Origin of the sequence: Endozoicomonas sp. Mp262 (genome assembly GCF_025643335.1) — a bacterium.
Lineage (GTDB): Bacteria > Pseudomonadota > Gammaproteobacteria > Pseudomonadales > Endozoicomonadaceae > Endonucleibacter.
Genome location: NZ_CP092489.1, coordinates 239,988 through 255,000, shown reverse-complemented (window position 1 = coordinate 255,000; position 15,013 = coordinate 239,988). Strand labels below are relative to the sequence as shown.

The window sequence follows — 15,013 nt, the reverse complement described above, 5'->3', positions numbered from 1 at the left end:
AGCGCCTGCTTTGCACGCAGGAGGTCGGCGGTTCGATCCCGCCTGGCTCCACCAATTTCTGAATTAAATAGATGAAGACTGATTCATTAAGCATATTTCTATGCTTTTGCTCTTTAAAAATGTGGAATCCAAATTTAAGCTGAATTGATTTAAAAGGCTTTAGTCTTTTAAAGAAAATTCTTGCTGAGACACTCTTAACGCTAGGATGGCGTGTATGCTGATAATGCAGGAGCAATTTTCAGCCAAGTGTATGGCGGTCCGATTTAATCGGACAATCGTTAAGGTAGTTATATTGACTAACCGACTACGATTTACGAAGTAAATTGTTTTGGGTTATATGGTCAAGTGACTAAGCGTGCACGGTGGATGCCTTGGCAGTCAGAGGCGATGAAGGACGTGGTAATCTGCGATAAGCGTTGGTAAGCCGATAAACAGGCATTGACCCAGCGATTTCCGAATGGGGAAACCCACTCACAGAAGTGAGTATCCCGGAACTGAATACATAGGTTCCGGGAGGCGAACCCGGGGAACTGAAACATCTAAGTACCCGGAGGAAAAGAAATCAATTGAGATTCCCCCAGTAGCGGCGAGCGAACGGGGATTAGCCCTTAAGTTTATTATGGTTTAGTGGAACGCTCTGGAAAGTGCGGCAACAAAGGGTGATAGCCCCGTACACGAAAGGCCATTTTAAGTGAAATCGAGTAGGTCGGGACACGAGAAATCTTGACTGAACCGTCTTCGGACAAGGGGGGACCATCCTCCAAGGCTAAATACTCCTGACTGACCGATAGTGAACCAGTACCGTGAGGGAAAGGCGAAAAGAACCCCGTTGAGGGGAGTGAAATAGACCCTGAAACCGTGTACGTACAAGCAGTGGGAGCCCCGCTACTAAATTGCTCTAAGGGAGCTGTAATGTATTACGTTTATATTCTTCGATGTGTTCATGATCATGATGATTTCTACACAGGTTATACATCAGACCTGAGACGTAGGTTTCAAGAACATAACTCTGGAAGAAACACTTCTACCAAAGGTAAGGAGTGGGAGCTGGTATATTACGAAGCCTATATGAGTGAATCTGTAGCTAGAGAAAGAGAACGTATGCTAAAGCATGATGGTCGTGTAAAGCGTTACCTCATGGAGCGTATAAAATCTCAGTTCTGCTAGAGCAATTTAGTAGCGGGGTGACTGCGTACCTTTTGTATAATGGGTCAGCGACTTACATTCTGTGGCAAGGTTAACCGCATAGGGTAGCCGTAGGGAAACCGAGTCTTAATAGGGCGCCATAGTCGCAGGGTGTAGACCCGAAACCGGGCGATCTAGCCATGAGCAGGTTGAAGATCAGGTAACACTGATTGGAGGACCGAACCCACCGTCGTTGAAAAGCCGGGGGATGACTTGTGGCTAGGAGTGAAAGGCTAATCAAGCCCGGAGATAGCTGGTTCTCCTCGAAAGCTATTTAGGTAGCGCCTCGTGTCTCACCATCGGGGGTAGAGCACTGTTTGGGCTAGGGGGTCATCCCGACTTACCAACCCCATGCAAACTCCGAATACCGATGAGTGCAATCACGGGAGACACACGGCGGGTGCTAACGTCCGTCGTGGAAAGGGAAACAACCCAGACCGTCAGCTAAGGTCCCCAAGTAATAGTTAAGTGGGAAACGATGTGAGAAGGCCCAGACAGCCAGGAGGTTGGCTTAGAAGCAGCCACCCTTTAAAGAAAGCGTAATAGCTCACTGGTCGAGTCGGCTCGCGCGGAAGATGTAACGGGGCTCAAACTATTCACCGAAGCTACGGGTTCAGCACTTAGGTGTTGAGCGGTAGAGGAGCGTCCTGTAAGCCGTTGAAGGTCAAGCCGGGAGGCAGGCTGGAGGTATCAGGAGTGCGAATGCTGACATGAGTAACGATAAAGGGGGTGAGAGGCCCCCTCGCCGGAAGACCAAGGGTTCCTGCGCAACGCTAATCGGCGCAGGGTGAGTCGGCCCCTAAGGTGAGGTCGAAAGACGTAATCGATGGGAAACGGGTTAATATTCCCGTACCGCTGTTGACTGCGATGGAGTGACGGAGAAGGCTAGGCCAGCATGGCGATGGTTGTCCATGTTTAAGGTCGTAGGCCGAGGGTTCAGGCAAATCCGGACCCTCAAGGCCGAGAACCGATGACGACCGATCTTTAAGATCGGGAAGTGGTCGATGCCAGGCTTCCAGGAAAAACTTCTAAGCTTCAGGTCAACAGGGACCGTACCCCAAACCGACACAGGTGGTCAGGTAGAGAATACCAAGGCGCTTGAGAGAACTCGGGTGAAGGAACTAGGCAAAATGGTACCGTAACTTCGGGAGAAGGTACGCCCCCGCCGGTGATCGGACTTGCTCCGTAAGCTAGTGGGGGTCGCAGAGACCAGTTGGCTGCGACTGTTTATTAAAAACACAGCACTGTGCAAACACGAAAGTGGACGTATACGGTGTGACGCCTGCCCGGTGCCGGAAGGTTAATTGATGGGGTTACCTCACCACCAAATTTTTTTTGATGCAAGGCAAACGGCTGAGCGAGTGAAGGAGTTTACAAAAGAGTAAATGACTGAACGAGCGAAGACGTTTAACACAGCAGCAAGAGAAATTTGGTGGTGAGGGAAGCTCTTGATCGAAGCCCCGGTAAACGGCGGCCGTAACTATAACGGTCCTAAGGTAGCGAAATTCCTTGTCGGGTAAGTTCCGACCTGCACGAATGGCGTAACGATGGCCAAGCTGTCTCCACCCGAGACTCAGTGAAATTGAAATCGCTGTTAAGATGCAGTGTATCCGCGGCTAGACGGAAAGACCCCGTGAACCTTTACTATAGCTTCACAGTGGATCTTGATGTTGCTTGTGTAGGATAGGTGGGAGGCTTTGAAGCGTGGACGCCAGTCTGCGTGGAGCCAACCTTGAAATACCACCCTGGCAATATTGAGGTTCTAACCCAGGTCCCTAATCGGGATCGGGGACATTGTGTGGTGGGTAGTTTGACTGGGGCGGTCTCCTCCCAAAGAGTAACGGAGGAGCACGAAGGTGCGCTAAGTACGGTCGGACATCGTACGGTTAGTGTAAAGGCACAAGCGCGCTTGACTGCGAGAGGTACATCTCGAGCAGGTACGAAAGTAGGTCTTAGTGATCCGGTGGTTCTGAATGGAAGGGCCATCGCTCAACGGATAAAAGGTACTCCGGGGATAACAGGCTGATACCGCCCAAGAGTTCACATCGACGGCGGTGTTTGGCACCTCGATGTCGGCTCATCACATCCTGGGGCTGAAGCCGGTCCCAAGGGTATGGCTGTTCGCCATTTAAAGTGGTACGCGAGCTGGGTTTAGAACGTCGTGAGACAGTTCGGTCCCTATCTGCCGTGGACGTTGGAAGTTTGAGGAGAGCTGCTCCTAGTACGAGAGGACCGGAGTGGACGAACCACTGGTGTTCGGGTTGTGTCGCCAGACGCATTGCCCGGTAGCTATGTTCGGACGGGATAACCGCTGAAAGCATCTAAGCGGGAAGCCCCCTTCAAGATGAGACTTCCCTGATCCCTAGAGGATCCTGAAGAGCCGTTAAAGACTATGACGTTGATAGGCTGGGTGTGTAAGCGTTGTGAGGCGTTGAGCTAACCAGTACTAATGACTCGTGCGGCTTGACCATATAACGCCAAAGCGATTTACTGCGAACGTTCCAGACGTTCTTAGTACATGCATAGGAATTTGTAAAACTGATCAGCTCAAAAAATCACCAGAAATTTCCGGCTTTTCAGTTTTCTCTCAGACAGGCTGATGATGCAGTGATCGCTCAACCAGGAAAAAACACTGCAAACCTACCATTATTTCCAGCTTTTACCTGTAACCCCGGATTCCAGACGGATTGAGGGCGTGACTCAACGGATCGGCTTCGCAAGAGCGAGCGCCTGTGAGTATTTGTGCAGTTCCCTTTGCGGTCTTCCTCGGGTAATACCGGCAAACACCATCGCTGACTGGCAGAGAATGCATTGGTGAGGGTCAAGGCCAAAGCTGCTTTTCAGCAAGCCTGCATAGGTGATTGTCAGGGCATTACGCTCCGGCTGGTTGAGCAGGGTGTAGACCTTCGGTAGTAAGGTTGAGCGTACCCTGTTTGCCAGAAAACCATAGTAACGAATCATCTGGAAACCCTTTTCCGGAATATGCTGGATCAGCCGGTCGAGGAACTCCTCACCTTCACAGGTAAAGTTCAGGTAGCGTTTGCTTTTGTGATCCAGGTACTCAAACACCACGGTATTGCCGTCGTAGTGTTTGAGTCGTGACATCGCCAGCGGTGGCCGCTTCAGGTAGCGCCCGAGATAACTGATGGTCGCCTTCGGTGTTTTGGTGGCCTGGGCAAAGTGAACGATCCAGCTTTTCTGGTAATGGGCATTCAGGAAACGGTTAAAGTCCGTCAGGTTGTGGCAGTTGGCTTGCAATGTGTCCGGCAAGGTTAGCGTACCGCTTTTGTAGGCTTCCCTGAGCAGGTTGATCATCCCGTAACGCCACTGGGGCATGATGGCTTCACGGGAGAAGAACAGGGCTTTCCAGTGTTGACTGTCTTCAGTGATGCCGCCACGGGTAACGGACAGGTGAATATGGACATTCCATTTCAGGTCACGGCCAAAGGTATGCAGGGCGGTAAAGATGCCGGGAGTAATGCCTTTCTTTCTGGCAACGGTCTGTATGGCCTTGGCGGCAATGGCGCTGAGTGGCTTCAACAACTCACGGTTGAGCAAAAAAAATGCCCAAAGCTCACAAGGCATAGTGAAGGTGATATGTTGCCACTCGGTATCGGGCAGTAAGACTCGCTGCTTTTCAATCCACTGGTCAGTGAGTTTTTTTCCGCAGGTATTGCAAAAACGTGACTTGCAACCCATGCAAATTTTTTTGGAGTGACTACACTGTTCGTTACTGCACAACCATGTGGCATAGCCCATGAACAAGCGACCGCAGGCGAGTATCCGGTTGATGTTGTCCAGTACCACGTCCCGCAAATTACCAGTGTGTTTCTGGTAGTAGTTCCACCAGAGCTGGCCGGTCAGGAGTAGCTGTTTTAGTTTTGATGGGATGCGGATAAGAAAACAACCGTACAAAAATTAAGGAGGGAAGAGTATCTACGTTTACTTGCAATTAATATCCGTAGGTATTCTGATGTCAATTGCCCGCATTGTTATTTTTACTGTTGTTTTGCTGCGTTTTCTGTGAAGGTGGCACTGGAGATAATCAGCAGAAGGAAATTATAGAATGCACCACTCAAGGAAATAGTTTTATTTGTGAGAAAGTTGCGATAAAGGGTACAAGTCAAGAACAAGAAAAACCATTAAATTTAGAAATAGACTGTAAAGTCGTCGATGAAATACCACCTACAAAGCCGATGGATTTAAGTGTAAAAATAAAAACAGAACCGGTAGATGATAATGAAAATAAAACCGATGAGTGTATTTTTACTACTCCGTACAGTCAGGCTGAAGCTACTCAAATAGCGATAGGGGTAGCTATTGCAAATACACCTGATCAAGGAAATCCTGTAATTGTCGGTTTAAATGAAGAAGGACAAATAGTGAATATTCAATCTGATGATAATGCTTATGGTGTAATAGCGACGACAAATACTGGAATAACAGCAGGCTATTTAATAAATGAAGACAAAAAAAGTATAAAAAGAAAAGGAGTGGAATATATTTGTGAGCCTGATTTTAATGGTGAGCCTCCCCCTTCAAAAAAAAAATATAAGTGTACAAAAAAAAGGTCTTATCCTTGTTCTGTTGAAGGTTGTTATTACGCAACATCGAGTACAGTCAATCTGACTAGCCACATGCTGGGAAAGCATCCCGGGAAGCAGACTCACCCTGATCACCTGATCTGCAAGGAGTGTGGTCACAAAGCATCAAGTACAGTCAATCTGACTCGCCACATGCTGGGAAAGCATCCCGGGAAGCAGACTCACCCTGATCACCTGATCTGCAAGGAGTGTGGTTTTCAAGCAGTACATACAGGCCATCTGACTAGCCACATGCTGGGAAAGCATCCCGGGAAGCAGACTCACCCTGATCACCTGATCTGCAAGGAGTGTGGTTTTCAAGCAGCACATACAGGCAATCTGACTAGCCACATGCTGGGAAAGCATCCCGGGAAGCAGACTCACCCTGATCACCTGATCTGCAAGGAGTGTGGTTTTCAAGCAGTACATACAGGCCATCTGACTAGCCACATGCTGGGAAAGCATCCCGGGAAGCAGACTCACCCTGATCACCTGATCTGCAAGGAGTGTGGTTTTCAAGCAGTACATACAGGCCATCTGACTAGCCACATGCTGGGAAAGCATCCCGGGAAGCAGACTCACCCTGATCACCTGATCTGCAAGGAGTGTGGTTTTCAAGCAGTACATACAGGCAATCTGACTAGCCACATGCTGGGAAAGCATCCCGGGAAGCAGACTCACCCTGATCACCTGATCTGCAAGGAGTGTGGTCACAAAGCATCAAGTACAGTCAATCTGACTAGCCACATGCTGGGAAAGCATCCCGGGAAGCAGACTCACCCTGATCACCTGATCTGCAAGGAGTGTGGTTTTCAAGCAGCACATACAGGCAATCTGACTAGCCACATGCTGGGAAAGCATCCCGGGAAGCAGACTCACCCTGATCACCTGATCTGCAAGGAGTGTGGTTTTCAAGCAGTACATACAGGCCATCTGACTAGCCACATGCTGGGAAAGCATCCCGGGAAGCAGACTCACCCTGATCACCTGATCTGCAAGGAGTGTGGTCACAAAGCATCAAGTACAGGCCATCTGACTAGCCACATGCTGGGAAAGCATCCCGGGAAGCAGACTCACCCTGATCACCTGATCTGCAAGGAGTGTGGTCACAAAGCATCAAGTACAGGCAATCTGACTCGGCATCAAAAAAAACACAAAACCTCTCAATAAGCTCGGGATAAAAAGTCGCCGCGCAGCGGCCTACCTTGTTCCTCCATCCCTGGAGGTCGTAACCATACGCTAGAAAGTAGAGTGTAAGGCAAGAATTGAAAGCTTGAATAAAATGGATTCCGAGCGTGTGGATACGCTACCGTTTTTTGCCATCCCTGGCAAAACGGCATAAGCACATCCATGTGCAAAAGTTTCGCTTGACAGCCATAGAACATTGGAACCACCTGATCCCATCCCGAACTCAGCAGTGAAACGATGTATCGCCGATGGTAGTGTGGGGTTTCCTCATGTGAGAGTAGGTCACTGTCAAGCATTAATTAGAAAACCCTGATAGCTAAGCTGTCAGGGTTTTTGCTATGGGCTGAAAAAAAACTGTCCAACCTCTCCCCTCGTTTCTAGGCTCCCGAGGTTGTCGCAAAAGTTATTTTTATTAACCACGGAGTAAGCGATTAATTAACCCCACCTTGATTTAAGAAGAGTTTTGATTCCATGGCAGCAGTTGCTCAATATCCGCCAGTGTTTTTGCTGCGGGTAGCTGGGTAAACACCTCCTTTAAATAGGCATATGACTCCAAGCCACAGGCTTTCGCTGTCTCTACCAGACTGTACAGATTAGCGCTGGCATTAGCGCCTGCCTGACTGGTGCTAAACAGCCATGCTTTACGCCCGATGACAAAGGGGCGAATGGCGTTTTCTGCCAGATTATTGTCCATGCGTAGATAACCCTCATCGCAGTAGCGAATCAGTTTATCCCACTGGTTATTGAGGTAATTAAGCGCCTTACCCAACAGTGTTTTAGGGGGCGTTTGTGGTAGCGATTTATCTAACCATTGTCGTAGCTGACTGAGAATGTCCCGGCTTTTCTGTTGCCGGATCATTTTCTTTTCTTCACAGGAACAGTCTTTTATTTCCCGTTCAATACGGTAAAGCTTCTGGATATAGGCCATTCCCATATAAGCCTTTCCAGTTTTTACCCCTTTTTTCAGGCCTTTTACCGCTTCATTGAATTTTCTCCGGGCATGGGCCCAGCAGCCCTGGCTGATAATGCCTTCCTGTCGGCCTATGGCAGCATAGCCCTCATAGCCATCCGTTTGCAGATACCCCTTAAAGCCTTCCAGCAACCTGACAGGAACGGACCCACTCCGACTGGGATCATAATCAAATAGAATGACTCTGTGATCTGGAACAGGCTCTGCCACCTGTACCCACATGTACGACAGGCTCTGTGCTTTCTTCCCTGACTCCCTCAGCACCTTGACATGGGTTTCGTCACAATGGATCAGCGGAGATTCAAGTAAATGATCTCGCATCAGGTTGACCAGGGGCTGTACCAGTTCACCGCAACGCACCATCCACTGGGCTGTGGTTGCCCTGGCCACTTCAACCCCGAGCCGGTTCAGCACAAACTGTTCTTGGCGGTACAGGGGCAAGCCGTCCACATATTTTCCGGTGGCAATGTAGGCCAGCAAGCCCGGTGTAGCGATACTACCCGGTATGGGCTGGGGAGGCATGGGTGCGGTCTGGATGGAGCCTTCACAATGGCGACAGGCATACTTTGGGCGCACGTTCTGAATAACCTGAACCTTGGCGGGAATGATATCCAGTTGCTCGCTGACTTCCTCGCCGATCCTGTGCAGGTCATGGCTACCGCAACAGGAGCAGACCTTTTCCTGTTCAGGGAGGTCATGTTCCCGACGAACCCTGGGCAGGGCTTCAGGTAATGGCTTGCGCCCCGGCTTCTTGCGCTGATGGGCAGGGACTGTGATTTCTGCCTCTGCTTTTGCCACTGCATCAGGATTGTCAGGCTGGTCCTGCTCGGCCTCATTGAACAGGCCGAACTGATTGGCTGGTGCTTTTTCGCTAGACGCGCCAAAGCGCTGCCGGATCAGTTGCCGGATATGTTCCTCAAGAGTGGAAAGCCTGCCTTGCAGCTGGGCAATGTAGGCTTTGAGGATAGTGGGGTCATCAGGAAGATGTGCAAGGGTGTCGTTCATCCCTGAAGGATACCCTAAGGCAGGAAGACAATTCCCTGCATCAGATCATTGACGTGTAGGTCAGCGCAGGATGAGGTTGAGGAGGACGAATGTCATAGCCATCCAGCAGTCGGTTGAGAAGATCACCATCAATATGGGAGGGCATGCTATCCCAGTGCCATTGGAACCGGAATTTCTCCAGTCGCTTATACCAGAGGACAAAGCCATTGCGCTCCCAGTAAAGCAGCTTCACCTTGTCTCTTCCCCGGTTGCAAAACACAAACAGCTTGCGGTCAAAGGGGGACAGAGCCATCTCCTGTTCCACCAGAGTGGCCAGGCCATTGATAGACTTACGCATATCCACGGGCTCACTATAAAGGAATACGTCAGTATCAGCCGCTGGACGAATCATAGGCACTGCAACGCCTGAACCAGCCCAGGCACTTGCTCGACGGATACCTCCAGCTTGATACCAGAGGGCAGGTGCATGACAACCGGAGACTGAGAAACAAGGTCAGGCTTTGACATCCCAGCAACAGGAATCAGTTTTGGCTGTGCAGGCCTGGTCATCAACTTTTTCTTCCAATAACTGAACTGATGGGGAGACAGTCCCCTCTGGCGACACCAGGGAGTTTGCCTTATGCCAGATTGTTGCCAGTCCTTAAGGTGCTGCTGCCAAAGCTGTCTGAGTTTGGCGGCTTCATCTGTTTTCATAGTAAGTAGGTCATAGTTTGGTTTCAAATAAACTGGATGTTCGGCCAGTACGAGAAATCTACTTCTTGATCTAACGATCAGATAGCTATTGAATGATACATTTACTCTATTATAAAGAGAGTACTGGTCTTTAAATCCCTCTCCCTATGAAGTACGTCACTACAATCACTGATGAAGCTGTTTTATTAACTTTGAAATTCGCCAAACACTACGGACCTCTGAGATGTATAAGGGAAAGAGCCCATAGCCTTTTATTGAGCAATCGTGGCTTTACCCTTGAGCAAATTGCCGAAATACTTGAAATTAGATATCAAACTGCTTCTCAGTGGATTGATGATTGGGAAGAATATGGTATTCGTGCCTTGTACAAGGGGCATGGTGGCGGTAGGCCGTGCATATATGACGAATCCGAAGTGCAACGCATAAAAGAATTAGTGGCTGAAGAGCCTCGTCGCTTATCGTATGTCAAATCCAAGATCGAGGATGAAACCGGTAAATCTTCATCAAAAATTACTCTGGCAAACATTGTAAAAAAGCAGGGCTGGTTTACAAAAGACTCCGTAAATCATGCAAACATAAACGGGACGAAGAGCAATTCCATGACTGTAAAACTGCTCTGAAAGATGCCCAGGAAGCCGAGAGCAAAGGGTTAATCAATTTATTTTATTTTGATGAGTCCGGCTTTACCCAGGAACCTTGTGTGCCATACGGTTGGCAGGAAAAAGGAAAGCAGCTCAGAATACCATCAGTCAAAAGTAAACGCATCAACGTACTGGGGTTTATGAACCGAAGCTGTGAGCTATTTCATTATCCTGTTGTGGGTTCAGTGAATAGCGATACGGTGATTGCGGCCTTTGATGACTTTGCAGAGAAAATGGCAGATGAAAAATACAGCTCAAATGATCGTTACACGGTAGTTATGGTGGATAATGCCAGCATTCACACCAGCAAAAAGTTTTGTGCCAGAATTGATGACTGGATGATTGAAAAGAAATTGCTGGTCTGCTTTCTGCCAACATATTCACCTGAGCTCAACCTGATTGAAATCCTGTGGAGGAAAATAAAGTATGAATGGCTCAACCTCTTGTCAATCAAGAGCTTTGCGGAATTTGAAAAAGAAGTTGAACGGGTGCTTTTTTCATTTGGAGAGGAGTATATGATCTCATTTTCTAATACTGTCCGACTGGATGGTTAAATTATTCGAAAGCAATCTATACACTACTTAGGGTTTCCTAAAAAATAGAAAACCTAACTTTTTTGATTTGGAGTTTTAAGGTGGGTTTAAATTGGCGCTTACACCACGGAGACACAAAGACACAGACCTGAATCCGTGATTTCTTGATTTGCCCGGCAGTTTTGAAAATGTGCTGATTAATTTTTTCCTTTGAAAATAACTCGGGTTATTGATTGAAGTGTTTTTATGTCGTTTTTAAGCATAAATGCTGATCAAAATATCATCAAACTTGAAGACAGGTTGAAAGAAGCCCTACCGTTATCAATACAGTACTTTCTCATTTATGGCATTTTTTTCTATCTCGCTATTCAATCAACAAAGTGCATGCTGGCTTATTAATTGATGGAAAGACCTGAAACCAGGACAGTAACGACCAAAGCGTAGCCGGTATTGATGTCCTTTTTTCAGAAGACGGGCAGCCAGGTAGATGAGTTCCTGTATCACGGTTTTTAACCGGCGTCGTTTGGCTTTATGACGTACCGGCGCATCTGGCCCGAGCAAGCAACTCTGCCCCATGTAGCGCAGAATGTTATAGACCAGTGCACCCAAACACATCACCAGGTCGTTGGTGTCAAACTTGCCTGAAGGCAGGCGCTCTAAATCCATATCAGTCTTCAACTCACTGTGAAACTGCTCGCTGGTCGCATGATCCTCATAAAGATTAATGATCTGATCATCGCTGTAGTCAGCTTCGCTGAGTGTTGTCCACCATCCTTCCAGCTCATAATCGGGTGTCAGAAATCTCTGCCCTACAGTATCAGTGGTACGCTTGATAATGCGAATAATCAGACGCTGGTTACCATAGTTGGTTTCATAGACGGTTGAGAGTGTCGCATAACTCTTTCCTGGACGCGACTCCTCCCATTTGACTTGCTTTTCTTCAAAAATGGGGAGCCAGTGTTCCTTGGTGTGATACTTTCTTGGGTTGAGCTTGATAATGTGATTCACACCTTTGAACCCGGCGATTTCCCGGCGCGATTCCTCAGCATCGTGGCCACTATCAAGGCGAACCAGAATAGGCGCTCGGGTCAAACGTCGGCTGCGGTGCAGCACTGCTTGTAAAAAGCCAATAAAATCATTCTGGGAGTGCTGAGAGCCTGGGCGTAATTCACATCCCAGGCACCAGCCTTCGCAGCCAAAGTAAGCGGCAATAGGGGCATAACCAAAGAATTTTTTATACGTGTACTCGACCCCCTCCTTTTTGGTATTGCTGTTATCCATAGGGAATACGTCGATATCCAGTGGTATGTGCTGCTTCTTATCGAGTTTTTTCGGAAGGGGTGTGACGGGCACCTGAAGATTAACCAGGACATCGGTAAGGCTGTCCTCGATGAAAGGAATCAGTTGGGCGGCATCTTCATTGAAACGCTGTCTTAAGCGGCTGGCTGAAGGCATTTGTTTAATGCCCATTGCCAACCGGAACCAGTCGTTATCCCGGTTATTATCAACATTATCAAAATCACTTTTACCCTGAGCCAGTTGGCCGCAGTAAGCTCTGATCAGGTCGATATGAGTGATACGGTGCCTTTTTTTTATTTTGCGCAGGGATTTGCTTAACGCTGTCTTTTTGTTGAGTGCATGACCAACGAAATAAAGCCCTGCGACCGGTGTATAAAATTCCGTCTGTGATTGTTCAATTTTCAGTTTCACAAAAATGCACCCAGGTGGTGAAAATTAGAGTGGGTGCATTTTAACTTGGAACTTACGTTTTGTGGTTGATCCAGAGGAGTTGGGCTACAGTGAACTCACGGATTCAGGACAGAGAAAAGCGTTTTTTTTATCATTTTTGCTCCTGATAAGGGACAAAACAAGAAAACTTTGTGCCTCTGTGTCTTTGTGGTTAAAACAAAGCATACTTTTGCGATAACCTCTGGACGCTGGGAATGAGATAACTCTGATAGCATGTATATACGATTAAATTTTTATTTGTAAATGTATTGAATTATTATAAATTATTTAATAAATAATAATGAAATAAAAAGGAAGTCTTATGAAAATCATTCCTGGATCACATACTTCAGTGCCTGATACGACATTAAATGAACAAAAAGGAGGGGAGAAGTCTGATACTACGGCATATAGTCGTCAATTACCTCAAGACAAGACGCTAGATAAACGTCAATTATCTGATATGAAAGTTAGTTTGGCAGAGACAAAGGCTGTGGATTTAGCGACCAAACTAACTAATAACATGCATGAGGCTTGGAGAAAAGGGTATATTGCTGATAATGGGAGGGAGGCTGAAAGATTTAAAGAAGTCCCTGTTGCAGAGGGGAAAACTGCTGAGGAATATTTGAATGAACTAAAGGGGCAAGGGCTGGAAAAATTGAAAGTTGAAGATGGTAAGCTGAAGCAAGATATTAACCAACCAGCAGAAAAGATTGTTCCGAGCCTGGCCTATAAATTAAATGGTGCCCTTGCAGAGGAATATGCAGTGGCTGTAGAAAAGAAAGAAATTACAGGTGTTGCCAGTATCAATAGCTTGGCAAGTAGGTTTCATGAAATTTGGATGGAGCATAACTCGTGGCAAAAAGGCGAAAAACCTGAGCTATTCAGGGATTATGAAAAATTGCCAAAAAATGAAAAGATAAAAGACTTGGAACAGTTAAAAATAGCATTGAATTTCCAGTATCCGGAGAATGATCCTGTTCTTCAATTATTTGAAGAGGCATATAGAAGTACAAATTAATTACGGGCACATAGCTATAATTATCGTAGCTTGATAGGCTGTGCAGGATGCGATTTGGTATGAGAGCAAGCGTCCGCACCTTCCGATTAATCAGAGTCTTGCCGGTAGGCTTCGACTCCCTGATCCAGGTATTTATTATTTTCTTCCCGTATTTTTGCCGCTGCATCATCATAAAGAAATGGGAGCACAACAAACCTTTCCCCTGTGGTCACAGGCGTTGCAGCATGCATTAATGAGCAGGAGAAGACTATGGCTCCGCCTGTAGGTGGTTTGTATTTTCTACAGCCATACTCCGGAAACCATAGCTCTCCCCCTTCATATTCATCACTGTTCAGGTTGATGGAAACGGCAAAGCGCCTGTGGGCAGTACCTTTGGTTGTATTATCCCGGTGCTCTTTGAAAAAACCCTTATCCTGGCTTTTGTAACTGGCGACAATATAGCGCTCAATTCGTGTGGCATTAAATTGAAAGGCCTTATTTATTTCTGGCACCAGCCTGGTGCGTATTTTGTGTTTGATATGATCCCTTAGATGACTGTCTTCGATAGTAATGTCGTTTCTTCGTTTTACATTCGGGTCTTGCAACGCTGTGGTTTTACCATTTACTGTTCGCATAAATCCGGAAGGATCTGGCTTGCCTGACCGGTAATAGTGGATAAGTTTTTTACAGGTTTCTGGTTCCAGTATTCTTGGCACCAGCAGAACAGGTGCCCAGGGTTCAATGTGGTTATCTGCATGCATTGCTGGATGGGGGAGTTGTTTAAGCTGATGGATAAACTGTTCAGGTTCCAGAATTGAGCCTGTTGCATAGACTCGTAAGGTGGGGTCTAGTATCAACCAAACTGGGTGATACTGATTTTTGCTATTATCGATAACACCATATTGTTCAGAAATATAGCCGTTTGGGTCATAAAAAATTCTTTGTTTTGGAAATGCTTTTAATCCCTGAACGTGATATTGATCCTGTTGTTTTAATGTCACCGCAAATAAAACAACATGTTCATCTGAAAAAGAAGGACATTTTTCTGACACATGATCGATAAATTCTGTAGCAACGGGTGATGAAAAATCACCCAGGAAAACCAGTGCAACGAACCGCCCTCCAAGACTGGAGAAAGCGAACTTTGAATTATATAGTGTGTGGCCGTGGAACCAGGGAGCGGGAGTTCCCCACTGAGGTATATTATTCTTCATGGTCATTATTATCACAATAAGCTTTATTTATTTATCGAATGATAAATAAAAAGAGATAACTGGTGATATGCTTAAAAAAAGTAATTAAACAGTAAAATATGAAAAATAAAATCAATTAAAGTTATATGGTTTTGAGTAACTGAAATAGTGTGTCTATAACTATTAAAAGAAGTCTTTGTTTTTTACATCTCTGATACTCCCGTCATTTATTATTAGATGGCGGGAGTGGCTGTTGTTTTGAGAGAAGTGTAAATTTTAATCGAATTTTATCTT

At 46.7% G+C, this 15,013-nt stretch carries 10 protein-coding genes, 1 tRNA gene and 2 rRNA genes (1 of these 13 running past the window's edge); 7 read left to right on the top strand and 6 right to left on the bottom strand.

Features of this window, described 5'->3' with window-relative positions:
- Both MJ595_RS00925 and MJ595_RS00920 read left to right on the top strand, forming a co-directional pair.
- Positions 1-54: transfer RNA gene (locus tag MJ595_RS00925), tRNA-Ala, on the top strand (it extends 22 nt beyond the left edge of the window).
- A gap of 285 nt (positions 55-339) precedes the next feature.
- Positions 340-3,656: ribosomal RNA gene (locus MJ595_RS00920) — 23S ribosomal RNA — on the top strand.
- Positions 3,657-3,885: 229 nt separating this feature from the next.
- On the opposite strand, the gene MJ595_RS00915 is transcribed toward MJ595_RS00920, so the two are convergent.
- A complete protein-coding gene (locus MJ595_RS00915) occupies positions 3,886-5,100 on the bottom strand; it encodes an IS91 family transposase (RefSeq protein ID WP_263080649.1) in 1,215 nt (404 codons plus the stop codon).
- Between the two features lie 281 nt (positions 5,101-5,381).
- On the opposite strand from MJ595_RS00915, the gene MJ595_RS00910 reads away from it, so the two are divergent.
- Positions 5,382-6,938: a hypothetical protein gene (locus tag MJ595_RS00910; protein WP_263080648.1), complete on the top strand. Its 1,557-nt coding sequence runs from the start codon at positions 5,382-5,384 to the stop codon at positions 6,936-6,938.
- A gap of 196 nt (positions 6,939-7,134) precedes the next feature.
- Positions 7,135-7,250, top strand: a 5S ribosomal RNA gene (rrf, locus tag MJ595_RS00905).
- A gap of 157 nt (positions 7,251-7,407) precedes the next feature.
- On the opposite strand, the gene MJ595_RS00900 is transcribed toward rrf, so the two are convergent.
- The 3 genes from MJ595_RS00900 to MJ595_RS00890 are packed head-to-tail and all read right to left on the bottom strand — an operon-like array spanning position 7,408 to position 9,624.
- Positions 7,408-8,931: an IS66 family transposase gene (locus MJ595_RS00900; RefSeq protein ID WP_263079174.1), complete on the bottom strand. Its 1,524-nt coding sequence runs from the start codon at positions 8,929-8,931 to the stop codon at positions 7,408-7,410.
- Between the two features lie 40 nt (positions 8,932-8,971).
- Positions 8,972-9,322, bottom strand: coding sequence for an IS66 family insertion sequence element accessory protein TnpB (gene tnpB / locus MJ595_RS00895; protein WP_263079172.1), 351 nt, complete (start codon positions 9,320-9,322; stop codon positions 8,972-8,974).
- A complete protein-coding gene (locus MJ595_RS00890) occupies positions 9,319-9,624 on the bottom strand; it encodes a hypothetical protein (RefSeq protein WP_263079171.1) in 306 nt (101 codons plus the stop codon). Before MJ595_RS00890 ends, tnpB begins: the two co-directional genes overlap by 4 nt.
- Before the next feature lie 146 nt (positions 9,625-9,770).
- Here MJ595_RS00890 and MJ595_RS00885 point away from each other — a divergent pair, with 146 nt between their 5' ends.
- Positions 9,771-10,244 (top strand): helix-turn-helix domain-containing protein, encoded by a 474-nt coding sequence (locus MJ595_RS00885; protein ID WP_263078037.1) that lies wholly within the window; start codon positions 9,771-9,773, stop codon positions 10,242-10,244.
- The gene (locus tag MJ595_RS00880) at positions 10,166-10,819 is read left to right on the top strand and encodes an IS630 family transposase (RefSeq protein ID WP_263322427.1); all 654 of its coding nucleotides are present in this window, start codon (positions 10,166-10,168) and stop codon (positions 10,817-10,819) included. Before MJ595_RS00885 ends, MJ595_RS00880 begins: the two co-directional genes overlap by 79 nt.
- A 351-nt stretch (positions 10,820-11,170) precedes the next feature.
- Here the strand turns inward: MJ595_RS00880 and MJ595_RS00875 are convergent, their stop codons facing one another.
- Complete coding sequence (locus tag MJ595_RS00875; protein WP_263078015.1) at positions 11,171-12,508, bottom strand: IS1380 family transposase; 1,338 nt, start codon at positions 12,506-12,508, stop codon at positions 11,171-11,173.
- Positions 12,509-12,848: 340 nt separating this feature from the next.
- On the opposite strand from MJ595_RS00875, the gene MJ595_RS00870 reads away from it, so the two are divergent.
- Positions 12,849-13,547, top strand: a complete 699-nt coding sequence (locus MJ595_RS00870; protein ID WP_263080647.1) for a hypothetical protein — start codon at positions 12,849-12,851, stop codon at positions 13,545-13,547.
- Between the two features lie 86 nt (positions 13,548-13,633).
- Here the strand turns inward: MJ595_RS00870 and MJ595_RS00865 are convergent, their stop codons facing one another.
- Positions 13,634-14,746 carry a 2OG-Fe(II) oxygenase gene (locus MJ595_RS00865; protein ID WP_263080645.1) on the bottom strand — a complete coding sequence of 371 codons (1,113 nt, stop codon included), beginning with the start codon at positions 14,744-14,746 and terminating at the stop codon, positions 13,634-13,636.
- Between the last annotated feature and the right edge of the window lie 267 nt (positions 14,747-15,013).